Here is a 19,569-nt window from a genome sequence, read left to right as displayed (position 1 = left end):
TTTATTCTTCCTTTCTCATAAGACTTCCTTTGCTGCTATTTTTTTATCTGCTGGTACTTGACGAATTTCTACTTCTATCCCATCAGCGATCATTTGTTCCAACAATTTTTCTTCTTCAGGTAATACGTTGACCGCTTTACCTAGACTCCGCGTTCCTTCCTTTGCTTTAATCCCACCTAAATTGATTTGCTTGATCTGTGGACAAGCTTTTGCTAATTGATACGCATCTCTCACAGACTCTACTACGATAAATAGTTTATATTTATCCGTTACGCCACTTTGTAATGCAGCGATCGAATCTTCAATCGATTTGATCACTAGTTTCACTCCTTGTGGCTTTGCCAACTTAATGGTTGTTTTGCGTATTTCATTGTTTGGCACATCATCATTTGCGATCAAAATACAATCTGCCCCAATTGATTGTGTCCAAGAAAAAGCGACTTGACCATGCAATAAACGATGATCGACTCTTGTTAAAATAATCATTTCCAATCCCTCCTAAAATTCTTCTTCTTCCATTTTTTTTTCGATACTTTCATTACAAAATTGGATCATTTCTTTTGAATCATTCAATACCTGATGGATCAATTCAACGATTGAATCAGCTGTCTCAATTTTTGTGGCAATCTCGATCAACAATGGCAGATTCAAACCAGCAATCAAGTAGATATTCGGTCGGTTAATGTACTGCAAAAATTCATTGTTTACACTGCCACCAAATAAGTCAGTGATGATGATCAACTCTTGCCCTTGATGATCGTTGATCAATTGCTGCACTGATTTTGCTAAATCAAACGTTTCAGTTCCATAGCAATCTAACGCTAGGATCGAATGCGTTTTACCAAAAATAAGTTCCAAAGAATCTAAAATCCCTGAAGCAAAACGTCCATGGGAGGCTAGAATAATTGTTCTTTCCATGTTTCCACCTCTTTCTTACTCTCACTACAAATAAAGCAAGATACGTGCCAACATAGTGGCGGTATCTTGCTTACGATTAAAATTCTTCTTCTGAGCCTATTTTATCCTCTACATTTTCGAGAATATCATAAATATAAGCGACTTCTGATGGTGGGATCGTGACACTATAATGTTCTTCGATGACACTAAATGCTTCTTTGATTCGATCCAAGGTTTCTTTTTGACACTGTAACAACTGTTCTTGACCATGGTAACTTTCAATCGGGATCTGCCTGATCAATCGCTCGATCAAACAACTGACATGGACAAAAAGGGCGATCTTTTGTGGCGTCGTGATGTTCTTATCAAAACGCATCTCCAATTCACGCATAAACAACTCGATTTCTGTCATCACTTTTTCTGTATCAAGGATCGTCACCGACTCCAGTACTTTTTCTAATGAAAAATTTCGGACAAATTGCTGATCAAAGTTAGCTTGTTCTTTCAATGAAAAAATAGGAGCCAGCCATTGAACAAGTTCATCCATTTTCTCTCCTGAAATCAATGACTCTAACGAAAGATATGGCATCGTGTCGATTTGAGGATTCGTTGTCCCAATGATGCCAATCACATCGTACATCGAAAAAACCGATTCCGTTAATTTTCTTTGTGTTAATACTTGGTATTCATAAGGGATGATTTTAAGTGCGCTGTTTGCTGGTAAACTTTTTTCAAGTAGTTCACTCATATGGACAGCCGTTCCGATCCCCGTCATGCAAGTGATCAGTAATGCTTTTTGTTTATTTTTTTGAGGGTAAATGATCGTCCACTCTGCTTCCAAGGAGGCCACCGCTTCCTTGACGATTTCTTCCAGATCAGTCATTTTTTGCATTTTTTCTCCAATACTGATAACTAATGGTGTTGTCACATTATTCAAAATAACGATTGGGGCAAAGACCTGATCTTTGAATAGTTGATGGATTTCTTTTAGCGAGCCCATATCAACTAAAATGATCAGTCCATTAGAGATATCATGACGATTACTGTAATCGATCATTTCATCCGCAATTTGTTGGGGGGTCACATCTAAGGGCATATCAAAGGATTCAAACAGATCATTTCCCAACAGTCGATTAGCGACGTTTGCCATACTACTAGCGGTAGCATAACCATGAGCAGCAATGATTGCTTTAGGCACACTTTGTTCTTTTGTCCATTTCGTCCGTCTCAAATAGATCGTTAATAAAATATGATCTAATAAAGTAACTTCTAAATCTAACTTAGCTTGTGTCAATTCCAAGATCCGATGGGCGTAGTGATAGTTTGCTGGATACATTAGTTCTAACTGGCGGTCTAGTTCCTTGATCAATTGTTCGATTTCTCCATCTTCTGGTAACCACTTTACTGTGCTTCTTTGATAGAGATAATAACTTAGCGCATATACGCTGTTACCATCAAACTTGATCTGATAGGCACTTTCCATTTGTTTTAGCGTTTCTCGAATGGAGTGCAACCAGTAGACTAGTAGTTCATGTTTTTCTTGGCGACTCGTTTCAAAGAGTAAAAAATCAAATAAATAAACGACTTCTTCTTTTAATTTTTCCTCACAGTTACTTACTGTTGCGCCATTTTTCTTAAAGGTCAATAATAGTTGTTCAAAGCAGCGGATCATTCGCTCCTGTTCTGGTTGTCTTTTTTCAACCAAATGAGCTAATTCTTTTTTCTCAGTGATCCACACAGCTGATTGGGCTGGGCTGTCTTGATGGGGAACCTTCAAAAGATATCTTTGTAAATGTTGGAGTTTGATCGATAGGCTCTCTTCCTCTTTTTGTTCAGCGAATGCTTTGGCTACAGCTACTTTTACGCTATTTTTCAATTCACCGATGTTGCCTGAAAAACTTTGGTTCGTCAATAATGATAGCACTTGACCACTCACTTTCATTGGACGCTCGATTTTTCTTTGTTCATTTAAGAAAAAAGAATAAATCAGCTCCAATCGTTCTTCTTTTCCACGAGCACGTAAAGAAGGCAGATCAATCTTAAAAGGAATCCGACGCATAAAAGTGGGCAGAAAATGTTTGGTGACTTCTTCAGTCGTAGCAAAGAAGAGCCGAACATCGACTTTTTTCCCCTGATTCGTTTCTCCCATTCGATAAATAATCCCTTGATCCAGATACGTAAACAATTTTTCTTGTCCTTCAGGGCTAAGTCGATGAACTTCATCTAAAAATAATAATCCCCCATCGGCTGCCTCAAAAGCGCCAACCTTATCTTGTGTCGCACCGGTGTATGCTCCACTGACATATCCAAATAAATTACTCGTCAACAATTCTGGATTGTCGGCATATTGAGCACAATTCAACGTCACGAAAGGCGCATTTTCTGGTAAGAGATCATGTTCTAAACAGTATTGATAAACGATATTGACTAAGAAGCTTTTCCCTGTACCACTTTCTCCAGTTAATAACACAGGTAGCCCACCATCTGGATAAAAAAGAGCTGTTTTGATTTGTTCAATGCTTTCTTTCAGGCTTGCTTCGTGACCGATCACTAAAGAAAAAAGATCTTTACTTCTTGAAAAAATAGGCTGTTCAGCCCTAATTTCTTCAGTTGAGGCATAATACGTTTTACTTAAAGCAAAAAATTGCTGTTCAAAAGCCATTTTATGAAAGTAATAGACCGGACGAGAATTGATCTTAACCAAAATGCCAGCTTCATTTAATTGATTAAGATAATGACTGACCGTATTACGTTTCACTTTAAAGTATGCTGCTAAATATTTCGCTGTAAAAACATCACTTAATTGTGCTAAATCGATAAATGCCGTTTGATTTTCTAAATAATCTTGGATTTCTTCTTTTAACATTCTCTCACCTCTTCTCCATCATAGGAAACGCATTCATTTTGTCAATAGCTATTTTTATCTAAAAAGAAGGAGAAACAAACGAGATTCGTCAATGACTTTTTTTGCTAATTCACTTCAAAGTTTCATTTATGAAAAGGCTTATTCACTTTTCATTCTAAATTTCATAAGATACAATGTGAGAGTACCTACTTATACATAGGAAAGTACTCGTTTAAGAAAAAGGGTCATCAATGTAAAATAGACAGAAATTTCTTTCAACTGACTCCCCTTTCTCTTAAATCCATGCCTACCGTTTAAGTAGCTAAGAAAAAAATTCGAGAAAATTTATTTGGCTTTTTCTTAAAAATTCTCTTAGCTAATGGTAAATATATTTTAGGAGGAATCATATGATTCAGTTATTGCGTTATGCAAAAGATTACCGTAAACAAATCATTCTGGGTCCCGTTTTTAAATTCTTAGAAGCTGTCTTTGAATTGATTTTGCCATTATTGATGGCCTCATTGATTGATAACGGTCTAAAGATGAATGATCGTGGTGTGATCATCCAAATGGGGATCTGGATGGTCGTGATGTCAGTTGTTGGATTGATTTGTGCGATCATTTGTCAATATTATGCTTCAATAGCTTCACAAGGATTTGGTACTGAGCTTAGAAATCAACTAATCAAGAAAATCAATTCCTTTTCACATAGCGAATTAAATCATTTTGGTACAGATACATTGATCACTCGAATGACGAACGACATCAACCAACTCCAATTAGCATTAGCCATGGTAATCCGTTTATTGATCCGTGCGCCATTTCTAAGTATCGGTTCAGTCGTCATGGCCTTTGTGATTGACTGGGAAATCGGCTTGTTTTTCTTAGCTATCCTACCGATTTTTTCAATCATTTTATACTTTATCATCAAAAAAACAATTCCACTGTACCAAAAAGTCCAAGAAAAACTGGATCGTTTAAATGAAACGGTTAGTCAAAATCTAAGCGGTGTTCGTGTAATTCGGGCATTCTCCCGCACAAAAACAGAAATTGATACTTTTGATGAGGACACCGATGAATTAGCTAAAAACTATTTACGTGTTTCAAACATCTCAGCTCTCTTATCACCGGCTACCACATTGATCATGAATATCGGTATTATTTGTTTATTGACTGTTGGTGGGATCAAAGTCAATATCGGACATTTACAACAAGGTCAAGTCCTTGCGTTGATCAATTACATGAATCAAATGTTACTGGCATTGATCGTCGTATCTAACCTGGTCGTTATCTTTACCCGGGCCGAAGCTTCAGGTAATCGGGTCAAAGAAGTCCTAGAAACTGACATTACACTGACAGATGCAGAAGATGCCTTGACACCGAATTTCCAATCCGAAAATATCGTTCAATTTGAACATGTCGACTTTCGTTATACTGAAAAATCAGGATTATCTTTACAAGACATTACTTTTGCTTTGAAACGAAACACGGTTTTGGGGATCATTGGACCAACCGGTAGCGGAAAAACAACTTTAACTCAATTGATTCCACGTTTCTATGACGTCAGCGCAGGTTCCGTCGCTTTTGATGACGTGGATGTTCGCTCATGGAAACTTGATCCTTTAAGAAGCCAAATCTCACAAGTTCCTCAAACCGCTGTTCTATTCACTGGAACCATCCGTGAAAACCTTCAATGGGGAAAAGAAGATGCCACAGATGAAGAATGTTGGGAAGCTCTTAGAATTGCTCAAGCAGAAGATTTTGTTCGACAACTTCCTAAAGGATTAGAAACAAAGGTAATGGAAAACGGAAAAAACTTTTCTGGCGGTCAAAAACAACGGCTAACGATTGCACGTGCGTTAATTGCCAAACCTGAATTATTGATTTTAGATGATTCTTTAAGCGCGTTAGATTATCAAACCGATCTTAACTTAAGAAAAGCATTACAAACCTCATTAGATACGACAGTCATTATTATTTCTCAACGAATCCGCTCGATTCAAGAAGCACATAAGATCCTCGTGATGGATCAAGGAAAGATCGTTGCGCAAGGGAAACATGAAGATTTATTGAAGGATTCCGTTGAGTATCGCGAAATCGTCGCATCACAGGAGGAAGAATAAGATGAAAACAAAAAAATTATCCTGGAAAACCCTCAAACGATTCGTTCCTTACCTTACAGCCTATTCAAAAGATATCTGGTTTGCGATCCTTTTAGGGATCATCAACGGGATCGCTACTGTGGTAATGACTTTACAGATTGGTCAAAGTATTGACCAAATGATCGGCGCAGGTCAAGTTCGATTTGCTCAATTGTTCCACCTCTTATTATTATTTGGCGGGATCGTATTGATCAACGTGATCAGTCAATGGCTAATCCAAGTCTTAAGTAATCGCTTGGCTTATCTTTCCGTAGCAAAATTAAGAAAAGATGCCTTTGCACGTTTGAATAAATTACCGCTTCGTTACTATGATCAAAATTCACACGGGAATATCGTTAGTCGTTTTACCAACGATATGGATAATATTTCCATTGCGATCTCTGCGGCGTTTAACCAAATGTTTGCCGGCGTGGCTATCATCGTCTTGTCTTTTATATTTATGTTACGCCTTAGCCCGTTATTGACACTCGTCGTGATTTGCTCCACACCGATCATTTTTCTTGTGAGTTGGATCGTTGCCCGTGCATCACAAAACGACTTTGACAATCAACAAAAGATTATCGGGAATATCTCTGGCTTTGTTACCGAACGGATTGGGAATCAAAAAATCGTCAAAGCCTTTCAACAAGAAGAAATGAATCAACGACAATTCCAAGCATTGAACACTGATCTTTATCAAAAAGGACAACGTGCCCAATTTTCTTCTTCTTTGACGAATCCGTCTTCTCGTTTTGTGGATCACTTAGCTTATCTTTCGATTGGATTAGTTGGTGGTTTACTAGCATTAAGAAGTGGCTCAGCCATTACAGTCGGTGTGATCTCTAGTTTCACGATCTATTCTAGTCAGTTTTCTAAACCGTTTATTGAACTTTCTGGAATCACGACACAGATCCAAACCGCTTTTTCTGGATTAGAACGTGCCTTTGAACTCATCGATCAACCCGAAGAAACGCCAGATGAACCTAATGCTTATGCGTTGAATCCAGCAACAATCAAAGGTGAAGTAGCGTTCAATCATGTATCCTTTTCTTATGAACCAAGTCAACGATTGATCGAAAATTTCAGTTTTGTTGCTAAACCAGGGCAAACGATTGCGATTGTAGGTAAGACTGGTGCTGGTAAATCCACGTTAGTTAACCTGTTGATGCGTTTTTATGATGCGACAGGTGGAACCATTACGATCGACGGGTATGATATTCGAGATATCCAAAGAGATAGCTTGCGAAAAAGCTTTGGTATGGTTTTACAAGATACTTGGCTCTTTGACAGTACGTTAAAAGAAAATCTACAGTATGGCAATCCAGATGCTAGTGATGAAGAAATCAATCAAGCACTCAAAGCTTCGTATATGTATGAATTTGTGGAACGCTTGCCTGAAAAGTTAGCAACAAAAATCGGCGGACAAGGTCTGAAAATCTCTGACGGACAAAGACAATTGTTAACGATCGCCCGTACAATGATCAGCAACCCTCCCATGTTGATCCTAGATGAAGCAACTAGTTCAGTCGATACTTTGACGGAAAAGAAAATTCAAGATGCCTTTTTAACAATGATGGAAGGCAAAACGAGCTTTGTGATTGCCCACCGTTTATCGACAATCAAAAATGCCGATCAAATCTTAGTCATGGAGCAAGGCGCCATCGTTGAGATGGGTACCCACGATGAATTACTACAAAAAGACGGGTACTATCATCAACTATATCAAGCGCAGTTTACTAAAAATAGTTAACTCAATCAAAAAGTAGTTGTAATAAATCAGTGTAACTGTCCCTCAAGAGCTAGTTTTTCACTAACTTTTGTGGGACAGTTATTATTTTATTAGAGAAAAGCATTAAAAGAACCTATTCATTCACTCCTAAAACATGAACAACGTCTTTGCGACATGACTCACTTTATATGTAAATGGTTATCAAAACTATACTTCTTCATAAAAAAACAAAAGCAAAACATTTCATCCCTAGCTCATCTTTAAATAGCTTAGCTGCCCAAAACTTCCTTACTACCAACGGTTTTTATTCTATAATTGAAGGTAAAAGAGAAAGACCATAAAGTCTCTCATATTTTTTTAAAGCTAAAAGAAACTCCTCTTCAAGTTGAGTTGCACCAATTAACCTAATCCCCATAAAAAAATCTGTTAATTGCTTAGGATTAGCTGTACGCTCGACCAAGCTATTCAGTAGCAAATCGTCAAACCTTTCGTGTACCTCTGTTTTTTGTGGTGTCACTAGTCTACCTCGAACCATCTTTAATTTTTCTAGATATTCTTTTGAATAGCCGCTTTCTTTTCTTTCTAGCATTAAAAGAAAGAGAACATGATACAACGTGCAAAGTGAAGAGAGAAAATTTTCGTTATCACCCATTCTTTCTACTTTCGAAGCTTGCATTTGAATAAATTCTGTTGTAAAAAGAAAAGCCAGTGAAGTAAATGTGACTATTTCAAAACGACCATATTCTGCTACTTTTTCTAGATGGTTCATGATCGCTTTGATATAAACCTTATCATGTAGGGTAAACTTTCTTTCATCATTCGGTAGTAAATGCCATTGATAGCCTTTAGCTATTAGATAATTCCGCTTATCAACAATGCTTTTTGTTTTTTTGATATCTAATTCTAAATTTCTTAATCGGTCGTCAATTGGTAACTGGACATCTTCCAATTGACTAAGTAGCTGATTTAACTTTTGTCTTGGATGATTTCCGTTTATTTTATTTAAATAAAATAAACATTCGTCTAACTCAATGTTCATCTTTTTTAAAAAAGCTAATAAAGGAATCAATGGAATCTGATTTTTACCACTTTCGTATTTTACTAAAGATTCTCTAGAAGTTATTTTATGTGCTAACTCTTTTTGAGATAAACCCCTTTCCTTTCGAAATTTACGTAGTAATTCATGAATTTCCATTCGTCGTTCACTTCCTTTTTTAAATTCAATGTGACTATTGATACCATATAAAATAATTTACTCGTTTTCATTCTATACTATGGATACAAGTAATAAAAGCGCTTTAAATAATAGTAAAGGAGAAAATATCAGGAGATTTGTGAATATAGTTATTTGGTGATTATGTTTTATTCACTAAATTGTTATAAAGTGCTTATTTTTACTGCAAAGTACAAAAAAGAAATGTTATGTAAGAATTCACACGACTAAGAGTAACTATTTTTTACTTAAACTGGATCATCGAAAGGAATTAAAAAAATATGTTAAAAAAACAAATTCATTATAAGTCTTATTGCTGTTATAACTCTAGCTTCCTTTATCATTCCTAACTTTTCTATGATTGTCAATGCAGAGATGATTCAAGAGACTGACTATGTGCCAATGACACAAACGATTAGTACCTATTTTGAAAGTAATCCAGTGACGGTTCCTGGTATAAATTCGAAAGAAGCTACATCAATCGTTAAAAATATGGTCATTTTGTCTGAAACAGCAAAAGAAATTAGCTCGAAAGAAAAAAACAAACTAATGGACGTATTTTCATCTAAACTTGACTCTACTATTCAATTACATGTTTCAGAAAAATATTTAACATTGGACAATGCTACAGCGTTACAAATTATAAGTGAAAATGGAGAAAATAAAGATTATTATTCATTGACTGTACCAATCACAAATGAACACTATAATCTATTCAGCAGTGTTACGGTAATCTTTGATATGATGTACAACATTAAGGGAGTCCAAGAATCTTTGATCACTCAATCAGAAAAAGATACTTTCGAGATTAGAACATTTTCCAATGGCGAAGAAATGACTCACCAAATTCTTGAAGATAAATTTATACCAAATAATGAATTGAAAAAACAGTTACAAGAAGTTCAAAGGGAGTTTCTTCATTTGAAGCAAGCTCGTGGAATGGCTGAAAAAGCAGCGTGTCTAGCAATTGTTTTAGGAATAAGCCGTGCAGTTGCTAACATCATTGCCCCTACATGTGCTGCTGCTTGTCTTGCAGTTCCATTAGTATGTGCTGCTTGTATAACAGGTTTTGTCGCTCTTGCTGGTGGTGCCATCGGTGGAGTAGTCGCATGTTTTAAATTATAAACTGGTTGTGTTTATGATAAATATTAATCCAAAAAAATTGATGTGTTTCATTTTAATTATTTGTAGTTTACCTACTATTTTATATGTCTATACTCAAATGGCAACATCTAAAGAGGGTTTATATGAAGTGGATAGTATTTCTTTAGAAAAAATAATGAATGGAAAGGATACTTTATTTGTTTATGTAGGGAGACCTACATGCCCCCAATGTAAAGAATTTGAGCCTATTTTGCGAAAAGTACTAAACAACCAGCACCAATCTATGGGATATTATAATACAGATCACGCTCGTAAAGAGAATGAGGATAAGTTGGAAATAATGGCTGACAGCTTAGGAATTAATTCTATCCCGGCCATAATAAAAATTGTGGATGGGAAAGTTATTGATCGAATAATTGGCCTAAAAAATGAAAAAGCAATCGAGGAGTTTATCCTAAATGGCTAAAAAGAATTGGTACAAAGAATTGTTAAAGATATCATTGTGTATAAATATTATTATGACACTTTTCCCTAATTTTAGAACTGGAAGTGCTATTTTCTACTTCAATCTTCAAATTGGGCTTGCCTATTACTATCTTTCATTAACAAAGCCCTCTAAAAGTGTCACAATCCTTTTGACCATCATCAGTAGTATTCTAGGTGGTATGGCCATATATCATCTCTTTCAATCGTTGTTCACTATTTTATAGAAATAATTGTCTCCTTTCTTACAATAAATAAGCAAAAGAAGCAACCTTCTGGGATGGGAAGGTTGCTTCTTTGGTTTCTGAGTTGACTATTTTGCGTGAAGAGTCATACTTCTTAAAATCTTTTTGTATGGAATACTACGTCCGACGTAATACATCGCAATGGTTTGAATAGGAATCCAAACGACTGTTTTTAATAACCTTGGTGCCCAGACGATCCAACTAAATAATGGAACATGATACATCATCGCTAGCCACAAAGGGGTCAATAGCAAATTAATGATCAGCGTGACCGAAAGTGTAGCTAATAGCGAATTTTTCCAAGTAATCTCTTTTCGATAAAAAAAGAAACCATAAATTGCTCCTTCAATAAAGGCATTCAAAGTAAAACCAATGAAGAAAGCTGTTTTTGAAAATAACGCCATTCCTACTAAGTCAGCTAATACACCCCCAATTCCAGACCAAAACGGGCCAAATAAAATCCCCATGATCATTTGTGGAATAAATGTGACACTGATCTTCACAAAAGGGGTTTCGATCGATACCAAACGGGATAAAGTGACCATCAAAGCAATCAACAATCCCATGATAGCGATCATGCGTGCGTCTAACCGATTTTTCTTCATTTCTTAGCATCTCCTTTAAGAGCTGCTACATCCTACATGCAGCGAATGCGAAAATAAAACCGCGAACAACTTGTCCTTCGTCAAAGAGGCAACATCCCATCCTCTCAGCACTTAACGCTTTATTTTCTACTCTGTTTATTTTTGGGAAGTCATTCCCAGCAAAACTATAGCATAGATCACACACGACTGTAAATAAAAAAACATACATTCCCGAATAAAAAGTAATTCATGTTCGTGAAAAATCACACATCCAACGATCATAAACAGATGATCAATAGCAAATAACGAATTTTATTCCAGAGACAACGGTCGATTCTCTAACTCATGAACTACAGTACGGAAATCCAGAAAGCCAGCTTCTAGTCCTCGCAACAGTACTTCTGCTGTTCCAATATTGGTTGCTAAAGGAATTTCGTAAACATCCGATAAGCGGATCAGTGCAGTCACATCCGGTTCATGAGGCTGCGCAGCCAATGGATCTCGCAGAAAAATCACGAGGTCTAATTGATCTTCTGAGATCATTGCACCAATTTGTTGGTCACCACCTAAAGGACCGGATTTGAAGCGATGGACTTTTAAGCCAGTTGCTTCGGTGATTTTACCACCTGTTGTCCCAGTTGCGAATAGTTCATGTTTTTCCAAGATTGCCTTATAGGCGGTTGTCAACTTGATCATCAAGGGCTTTTTGCGGTCATGAGCAATTAAAGCAATTTTCATAGTGATCATCCTTTCCTCTCTCAACCTCTTGTTCCTCTAGTCTCTATTCTACCTCAAGGTGTAGCATATTGCCCAAAAAGACAATCAATTCTTGTTCAAGTTGCCATTGTTCTTAGATAACGCTTTCATTTATACTTAATTCAACATTAAAACTAAACAGAAAGCGTGGAATGAATCATGGTAGAAATGGCACTGAAACATGTATACAAACAATATGACAACGCAGAAAATTATTCCGTCACAGATTTTAACTTAGCAATCGATGATCGTGAATTTATTGTCTTTGTTGGACCTTCTGGTTGTGGAAAATCAACTACATTAAGAATGATTGCTGGGCTAGAAGATATCTCGGAAGGAGAATTAAGCATCGGCGGTAAAGTAATGAACGATGTAGCACCAAAAGATCGTGATATCGCTATGGTATTCCAGAACTATGCGTTATATCCACACATGACTGTATTTGACAATATGGCTTTTGGGTTGAAGTTGAGAAAGTATGACAAAGCAGACATCAAAAAACGGGTAGAAAATGCTGCTGAAATTTTAGGGCTTACTGAATATTTGAAACGTAAACCTGCTGCCCTCTCAGGTGGACAACGTCAACGGGTTGCTTTAGGACGTGCTATCGTTCGTGATGCAAAAGTTTTCTTGATGGATGAACCATTATCAAACTTAGATGCAAAATTACGGGTAGCGATGCGTGCTGAGATCGCCAAATTACATCAACGTTTAGAAACGACAACCATCTATGTAACCCATGACCAAACAGAAGCAATGACGATGGCAGATCGTATCGTTATCATGAAAGATGGCTTTATCCAACAAATCGGTACGCCAAAAGAAGTGTATGACACACCGGTCAATATGTTCGTCGCAGGCTTTATCGGTTCACCCGCAATGAACTTCTTCAACGTTACTTTAAACAATGGTGTAATCAGTGACGGTCATGGCTTAAAATTAAAAATCCCTGAAGGAAAAAACAAAGTTTTAGTTGAAAAAGGCTATGAAGGGAAAGAAGTTGTTTTTGGTATTCGCCCTGAAGATATCCACAGTGAACAAGTGGTGTTAGAAGCACAACCCGAAGCAGTTGTTCATTCAGAAGTTGTTGTATCAGAATTGTTAGGTGCAGAAACCATGCTTTATACCCGAACAGGTACAACTGAATTTATTTCAAAAGTCGATGCACGTGACTTCCATAAACCAGGGGAAATGGTCGACTTAGCATTCAATATCAGCAAAGGACATTTCTTTGACAAATCAACTGAAGAAGTGATCGGATTGCCATAAAAATTAAAAAATCAGCTTTTGCTTTAAGTTTTAGCAGAAACTATGCCAAAAACTAGTACTATTATAACAAATAAGCCGAAAGAGACTGCGACAAAACTTGTCCTAGTCTCTTTCGGCTTATTCATTTTAAAGGAGTTATCTCTAGTTAAAGAGGAAAAACTGATTGATAATGGTCCTTTTTCTCAAGCCATTTTCTTGATTGATTTCGTTGAAGGTGTCTTCTGACTTACTTGCTTAGCTTTAGTGAAAACTGGAATATCAAAGTATTTGCTCAATGTTCCTGCCACGAAATAAGCAATATTGTAATCGACTAAACTATGGATCAATCCACCAATCCCCATTAGGATAAAGACTGTATAAAAATAGCCTTCAGAATAATAAGTTTCTGGCATGTTCCCTACAAAGAAAAAGACACTAACCACTAACATTTCCGCAATCGAATGAATGATACCTATCACAAAGTTGAAACTTTGGAAACGCCAGTTGGCTAAAGTAAATTGTCCATTTTTTAAGACAATCTCTGGTTTCTTTTGCAAATACCAAGAACCAATCACAGCAAAAATCAAATGAGATAATGCACGCAGCGCAATAATCACTGGTGTGGTCAAAAAGAAACCAAATGTCGTACCCAAAGCAACGGTAATAGCAATTCCTGGTGAAAAAAACATCGCAATAAATATGGGTACATGAGAAGCCAAAGTAAAAGAAGCTGGTGGAATCATGATTTTTGGCATGACAATTGGAATAATAATCCCCATAGCTATCAACAATGCAGAAATAGTCAGGGATCGTACTGATTTTTTTTTCATTTTCTTCTCTCCTAATGTGTCTTGACACCTTTATGATGTCTTATTTTAACTTTAACAACAAGATGTGTCAAGACACATCGGTCAGAAAAATGTTGAATAAGCCTTTTTCATGTATTCAATTATCCGACACCAGATAAAGTAAATTTTGAATGAAGCTTATACAAGAAAGATGTTTTAAACTACAGTCTCTGCTAGCTACATCCTCTCCTTCTATTTTTGTCTATAGAGATGAAAGACAAATACAAAAAAGAAGTACGCCCTATGTACATGTAAACAACGAGGTACACTGGGCTCACCCTTCTTTCTCCTTAGTAGTCAAAATAAGTTCTAAAAATTCATTGGGTTCATTTATTATAGTATCGTTTTATTCTAAAAAATTTATTTTCATAAGAAACTATTTTTCGGTCCAAACCGTTAGCCATTTTAAACACATGAACGATTATGATCTTAAACTGAGATTACAGGAATTGGGTTACAGTAGTCATTTACTTATTTTTCAATTAGTGATGACTATCCAACTCATTTTATTGGACTTAGATAAACAAAACGCCTAAAAGCTAGCATGCTAGACTTTTAGGCGTTTTGCTTTCTTGATTGAATTAGATCGATTCCGCAGATGGGAGCAAGAACTTAGTTTTTCTCGCTCAGCTCTTCCATTGCATTACTTAATGCAGCAAATTCAGCTAATGAGAGGGTTTCTCCACGACGTTTAGGATCGATGTTAGCTTTTTCTAAACTAGTCGTTAACCAAGCTTTCGTTGCTTCATCTTTGCCATATGAAGATTGTAAGTTATTCCATAATGTTTTTCTTCGTTGCTGAAACGCTGCTTTTGTCAATCGGAAAAATGCCTTTTCATCAGTAACCGCTACAGCTGGTTGCTTTCTTCTGGTTAGTTTCAAGATAGCTGAATCGACATTCGGTTGTGGAACAAAAACAGTCTTAGGTACGATGAAAGCAACAGATGCTTCCATAAAATACTGTACAGCGATTGATAATGAGCCATATGCTTTTGTACCAGGCTTAGCAGAAATACGGTCAGCGACTTCTTTTTGCATCATCACAACCATTTCTTCTACTTGCAGATCTGATTCTAAGAAATGCATCATGATCGGTGTCGTAATATAATAAGGTAAATTTGCAACAACTTTGATCGGTAAAGCTTGTTCAAAATAGGTTGTTGCTGCCTGATCTAAATTGGTTTTTAAAATATCTTGATGAACAACAGTCACATTAGGATAAGGAGCTAACGTATCTTTTAACACAGGAATCAAGCGATCATCGATTTCAAAGGCAACGACTTGATTGGCATTACGTGCTAGTTGTTCCGTCAACGCTCCAATACCTGGACCAACTTCGATGACATTTGTTTGTTGATCGATTTCGCCAGTTTCCACGATTTTTCTTAAGATATTTGGCTCAGTCAAAAAATTTTGACCTAAACTTTTTTTAAATGAAAATCCATGTTTCAATAAGATTTCTTTTGTTCTAGAAGGTGTCGCAATATCACGCTGTTCACTCATGTTGTTCCTCCACTTTTTTCATTGCTTGGGCAAATTCCTCTGGTGTGATTCGAAACATTTTCAAACGCTTCTCCAGTTGTTTCCCATTGGTATAACCAATTCTTAATTCGTCCCCTAGTTTTTCACGTTTTTCTTTTGCTTGCGCTCCCGCTATTAAACCATGAGAAATCAGCACTTGTCTAGTAATTTCCGTTTCGTCTTCCTCAAAAGATGGGGTGATTACTTTTTTCAATGCTTCTAAGATGGCCTCATCACTAGCATGTTCAACGCCAAGACTTCCTTGTTTTTTGGGACGTGCTTGTTGACGAGGTAAGAAAGCATGTTTTGCCTGAGGAACGACTTCCATGATCGTCTTGCGGATTTTCTCACCCGAAAAATCAGGATCAGTAAAGATGATTACACCACGTGTTTCCTGCGCATGTTCAATCTGCATGAGTATTTCATCATTGATCGCTGAACCAATCGTTTCGATCGTGTCGACGTCGACTACTTCTTGGAGTCTTCTAGTATCGTCTTTTCCCTCAACGACTACAATTTCTTGGATTTTTAATTTAGTCATTTTCAGCGATCCTAAATAGACGATGAGCATTTTTCCAAGTTTGGAGCGCCACTTCTTCTATCGGAAGATTACGTAATTCGGCAATTTTTTCAACTGTATAACGGGTATAACCTGGCTCGTTTCGTTTCCCACGATAAGGTACTGGAGCTAAGTAAGGCGCATCCGTTTCTACTAGCAATCGATCGAGTGGAACATGAGTGGCTGCTTCTTGAACATCTTGCGCTTTTTTGAAAGTCACGACCCCACTAAATGAAATGTGCATCCCTAAATCAAGAAATCGTTTGGCCCATTCAAAATCGCCACTAAAACTGTGCATGATTCCACCAATATCACGAATATCTTCTTCTTTTAAAATTTGATAAGTATCTGCTAACGCTTCTCTGGTATGGATACTGATCGGCAGATTCATTTCTTTCGCAATCGCAATTTGTCTACGAAAAACTTCAGCTTGCACTTCTTTCGGATCTTCCATCCAGTAATAATCTAAGCCGATTTCACCTAACGCTACCACTTTCGGCATCGTTAATTGCTCTTGTAATTTTTTCTCAATGTCTTTAGTATAACTTCCTGCTTCAGTAGGATGCCAACCAATAATACTATATATGTTTGAATAATCGTGACTAAGCTGTAATGATTTTTCGATCGTTGGGGTATCGAAACCTACTACCGCCATTTTTGTCACGCCCAACTCTTTGGCCCGTTCAATAGTTTCAGGAATATCATCATTAAATTGTTCCGCATTCAAATGGGTATGAGAATCAAATATCATTTTTTATCGCTCCTTTTCTTCATTACTTTAGCATATAAGTGGCTATGGCAGAAGTAGGAAAGACGAAAATCAGGTCAAATTTATTGAAATGCAAATTTCTAGTTGTAAATAAAAGGACTTAAGCAAGTTTCCTCTCTTAAGTCCTTTTACATGACTATTAAATTAACGCTCGTCTTGTTTTTTCTTGTAATAATACACTGGGATACCTAGTAATGTGACAACGATCCCGATCATTGCCAAAGCTGTTTGAGTAAGTAATGTCATCCCTAAAATAAAGACAGCGCCAAAGATTGCAATCAATGGAATCACGGGATACAAAGGTACTTTGTATGGTCTTGGTAAGTCTGGTTGTTTTTTTCTTAAAACAAATACACCGATAAATATCAATAAGCTAAACAGCCACATAACAAAAATTAGCATATCAGTTAAAAAGTCGAATGAACCTAAACTCATCATAATGCACGCAATCACTAATTGAAAAAGTGCTGGAACATATGGCACTGTGAATTTTTTTGATAATTTCGTTAACTGTTTACTAAAAGGTAACTCACCTTCCAAAGCCATCGCATAAGGAATACGGATTCCGGTCAACGTGTACCCATTCAGTGCCCCATAAACAGAAATCAAGATACCGATCGTCACGATCTTTCCACCGATATTTCCAAAGATAACTGCTGATGCATCAGATGCTGCATTAAGGTTACCTGCAATCTGATCAATTGGCAGAGTTTTTAAGAAAACAAAGTTAATCAATAAGTAAACCACTGTTACAAAACTTAACCCTAAAATAATTGCTTTAGGTAAATCTTTTTCGGGACGTTTCATTTCCCCCGCCATTGCACCGACACCAAGCCAGCCATCATAAGCGAATAAAGTTGCTAATAAAGCACTACTTAATCCTTCTGCAAAAGACACATCTTTCCCTGCTTCGAATGGGAATAGTTGGATCGTTCCACTACCTGGTGTCAACAGTCCCCAAATAACGATGACAGCTAATGGAATCAATTTGATAATCAGTGTCGCAGACTGGACAGTCGTCCCCACTTTTGTTCCTAGTAAATTCAAACCAGTAACAGAAATAGCAGTACTAATCGCAATTAATAGAAGATAATCCGTAGATAGTTGTAATAAGTTCGTCATTTGTGTCGCAAAAATAATCGAGAGCGCCGCAATATTCGCTGGAAAATAAATCAAACTTTGGGACCACCCCAGTAAAAAGCTCGGTAATTTTCCATAAGCAGCTTCAATATATTTGACTGCACCACCCGTTTCTGGGATCGCAGTTGCCAACTCGGCTACCGTTAGACCAGCACAGATCGTTAAAAATCCTCCTAATAGCCATGCCAATAGGGTCAAACTAGTCGATTGTGTACTTGCCGTAACAGCCGCTGTTTTAAAGAAAACTCCTGCCCCAATTACAGTTCCCATAACAGTTGCTAATGCGCCAAATAAGTTGATCTCTCGTTTTAACTTGCCTTTCATTCACATTCTCCTTTTCCCCGCAGTTTTTAATATAATTTTCAGTATAACGGAGAATATTTTGTTTTACCATCATTTTTTTCAGTAAATTTATTGAAAGATACCACCTTAGCCCTATGAATCCTCCATTCACCTCACTTATAATTAATGTAGGTTATATAAAGGAGGACCAATGATGGACTTTAATCGTTCTTACCCAAAAATAGCATCTTTCCTAAAGGATCATTTTGCCATTTCCAGAAAATCACAACAACAATCACTTTGGCATTGGTTCACGCTAATTTTGTTTGGGACATTTATTCTTGCTACTTTCACTCAACAGTTACTTTTGTTGTTTAGCTTGATTCTGCTAGTTGCACTGATCAAAGGTCCCGGAATGATTCTATGGGGAGCCATTTATGCTTTTTTAATCAGCCTTTTCCCTCCTCTAGGTATCATTTTATCTGCGCTTTTCTTTCTATTGAACCTCAGTACTTTCACCAAAAATTGGCGAGTCACTTTAGTTGCTGGTTTCTTTTATTTTTACCCTGCAATGATCATGTCGTTAAGGACGCTCTCACATCTCGATAATCCTTTGTTCCTTTATAGTAGTTTATTCACTGGGTTAGTGCTACTCCATTTGATGTTGCAAAAACTTTATCAACGCTATGGGATTGGCCGAACGATTTTTTGGTACATTGTATCGATACCTTTTACTCTTTTAAGTTTCTTGTTACCAACTCGTTTAAAAGAGCGATTCAAAAAAACCCCCTCAAAAAAGTAGTGTCGATTTGGTTAGCGACCACCCAAAGCTTGATTTTTGCTCTATACTTTTTGATGTTGGTGAATGTCACTAACATCTTTTTTATGATGTAAAAGGGTAAAAAAGACACCCTGGAATCCTTTAGAATTAATTTGACAAACCAATTCATAGGAGGATTCAAAATGTCTTATACTCAGCTTATCGAAGGACTTTAACTATTCTAAACCTAACTATCTATTTCGAGGAAAATGATTTAACCAAAAAAATATAATGGCAAATTTACTTGATTTCCAAAGATACTTTTCAATGCACGCCCGAAGAATATCCGCATTGTCATTTGTCGTCCCCTCTAGACTTATTTGTTAGAAGGATAGTTATTACGACGATTTATGATTCGTCATAGTAAAACTAACCAAATAAAAAA

Annotated in this window: 17 protein-coding genes and 1 riboswitch; of the genes, 6 read left to right on the top strand and 11 right to left on the bottom strand. The window is 36.8% G+C overall.

All coding sequences use genetic code 11. From position 1 onward, the window contains the following. Positions 1-15 precede the first annotated feature (15 nt). The 3 genes from AB3I12_RS12230 to AB3I12_RS12220 form a co-directional block, all read right to left on the bottom strand. On the bottom strand, positions 16-486 hold the full coding sequence (locus AB3I12_RS12230) for a PTS sugar transporter subunit IIB (protein ID WP_010737177.1): 471 nt from the start codon (positions 484-486) through the stop codon (positions 16-18). 12 nt (positions 487-498) lie between these two features. Then, entirely contained in the window at positions 499-918 is a 420-nt protein-coding gene (locus AB3I12_RS12225; protein ID WP_010720759.1) for a PTS sugar transporter subunit IIA, read from the bottom strand. Between the two features lie 76 nt (positions 919-994). Beyond that, positions 995-3,763 (bottom strand): sigma 54-interacting transcriptional regulator, encoded by a 2,769-nt coding sequence (locus tag AB3I12_RS12220; protein ID WP_010737176.1) that lies wholly within the window; start codon positions 3,761-3,763, stop codon positions 995-997. 386 nt (positions 3,764-4,149) lie between these two features. On the opposite strand from AB3I12_RS12220, the gene AB3I12_RS12215 reads away from it, so the two are divergent. Both AB3I12_RS12215 and AB3I12_RS12210 read left to right on the top strand, forming a co-directional pair. Further along, positions 4,150-5,865 (top strand): ABC transporter ATP-binding protein, encoded by a 1,716-nt coding sequence (locus AB3I12_RS12215; protein WP_010737175.1) that lies wholly within the window; start codon positions 4,150-4,152, stop codon positions 5,863-5,865. Position 5,866: 1 nt separating this feature from the next. Continuing rightward, positions 5,867-7,633: an ABC transporter ATP-binding protein gene (locus AB3I12_RS12210; protein ID WP_010737174.1), complete on the top strand. Its 1,767-nt coding sequence runs from the start codon at positions 5,867-5,869 to the stop codon at positions 7,631-7,633. Between the two features lie 283 nt (positions 7,634-7,916). Here AB3I12_RS12210 and AB3I12_RS12205 read toward each other — a convergent pair whose 3' ends face one another. Beyond that, positions 7,917-8,807, bottom strand: coding sequence for a helix-turn-helix domain-containing protein (locus tag AB3I12_RS12205; RefSeq protein ID WP_010737173.1), 891 nt, complete (start codon positions 8,805-8,807; stop codon positions 7,917-7,919). A gap of 420 nt (positions 8,808-9,227) precedes the next feature. On the opposite strand from AB3I12_RS12205, the gene AB3I12_RS12200 reads away from it, so the two are divergent. Both AB3I12_RS12200 and AB3I12_RS12195 read left to right on the top strand, forming a co-directional pair. Beyond that, positions 9,228-9,950, top strand: coding sequence for a hypothetical protein (locus AB3I12_RS12200; RefSeq protein ID WP_228012216.1), 723 nt, complete (start codon positions 9,228-9,230; stop codon positions 9,948-9,950). A 13-nt stretch (positions 9,951-9,963) separates the two neighbouring features. Then, positions 9,964-10,395: a thioredoxin family protein gene (locus AB3I12_RS12195; RefSeq protein ID WP_010737171.1), complete on the top strand. Its 432-nt coding sequence runs from the start codon at positions 9,964-9,966 to the stop codon at positions 10,393-10,395. A 330-nt stretch (positions 10,396-10,725) separates the two neighbouring features. Here the strand turns inward: AB3I12_RS12195 and AB3I12_RS12190 are convergent, their stop codons facing one another. Together AB3I12_RS12190 and mgsA are read right to left on the bottom strand one after the other, a co-directional pair. Beyond that, the gene (locus AB3I12_RS12190) at positions 10,726-11,262 is read right to left on the bottom strand and encodes a folate family ECF transporter S component (RefSeq protein WP_010720763.1); all 537 of its coding nucleotides are present in this window, start codon (positions 11,260-11,262) and stop codon (positions 10,726-10,728) included. 37 nt (positions 11,263-11,299) lie between these two features. Then, a riboswitch (THF riboswitch) is annotated at positions 11,300-11,398 on the bottom strand. Between the two features lie 155 nt (positions 11,399-11,553). Next, entirely contained in the window at positions 11,554-11,979 is a 426-nt protein-coding gene (gene mgsA / locus AB3I12_RS12185) for a methylglyoxal synthase (protein WP_014834468.1), read from the bottom strand. Positions 11,980-12,156: 177 nt separating this feature from the next. Between mgsA and AB3I12_RS12180 the strand changes: the two genes are divergently transcribed. Further along, complete coding sequence (locus AB3I12_RS12180; protein ID WP_010720765.1) at positions 12,157-13,266, top strand: ABC transporter ATP-binding protein; 1,110 nt, start codon at positions 12,157-12,159, stop codon at positions 13,264-13,266. A 182-nt stretch (positions 13,267-13,448) separates the two neighbouring features. Here the strand turns inward: AB3I12_RS12180 and AB3I12_RS12175 are convergent, their stop codons facing one another. The 5 genes from AB3I12_RS12175 to AB3I12_RS12155 form a co-directional block, all read right to left on the bottom strand. Next, complete coding sequence (locus AB3I12_RS12175; RefSeq protein ID WP_063627465.1) at positions 13,449-14,075, bottom strand: hypothetical protein; 627 nt, start codon at positions 14,073-14,075, stop codon at positions 13,449-13,451. Positions 14,076-14,705: 630 nt separating this feature from the next. Further along, on the bottom strand, positions 14,706-15,596 hold the full coding sequence (gene rsmA, locus AB3I12_RS12170) for a 16S rRNA (adenine(1518)-N(6)/adenine(1519)-N(6))-dimethyltransferase RsmA (protein WP_010737167.1): 891 nt from the start codon (positions 15,594-15,596) through the stop codon (positions 14,706-14,708). Further along, positions 15,589-16,155, bottom strand: a complete 567-nt coding sequence (gene rnmV / locus AB3I12_RS12165) for a ribonuclease M5 (RefSeq protein ID WP_010720769.1) — start codon at positions 16,153-16,155, stop codon at positions 15,589-15,591. Before rnmV ends, rsmA begins: the two co-directional genes overlap by 8 nt. Continuing rightward, positions 16,148-16,924, bottom strand: a complete 777-nt coding sequence (locus AB3I12_RS12160) for a TatD family hydrolase (protein WP_010737166.1) — start codon at positions 16,922-16,924, stop codon at positions 16,148-16,150. Before AB3I12_RS12160 ends, rnmV begins: the two co-directional genes overlap by 8 nt. Positions 16,925-17,086: 162 nt before the next feature. After that, positions 17,087-18,406: an APC family permease gene (locus AB3I12_RS12155; protein ID WP_063627466.1), complete on the bottom strand. Its 1,320-nt coding sequence runs from the start codon at positions 18,404-18,406 to the stop codon at positions 17,087-17,089. Between the two features lie 172 nt (positions 18,407-18,578). Here AB3I12_RS12155 and AB3I12_RS12150 point away from each other — a divergent pair, with 172 nt between their 5' ends. Then, entirely contained in the window at positions 18,579-19,166 is a 588-nt protein-coding gene (locus AB3I12_RS12150) for a hypothetical protein (RefSeq protein ID WP_063627467.1), read from the top strand. Positions 19,167-19,569 lie beyond the last annotated feature (403 nt).

Origin of the sequence: Enterococcus sp. C65, assembly GCF_040887165.1 — a bacterium.
GTDB classification, from domain to species: Bacteria; Bacillota; Bacilli; order Lactobacillales; family Enterococcaceae; genus Enterococcus_B; species Enterococcus_B hirae.
This window is presented reverse-complemented; position numbering and strand designations above follow the sequence as displayed.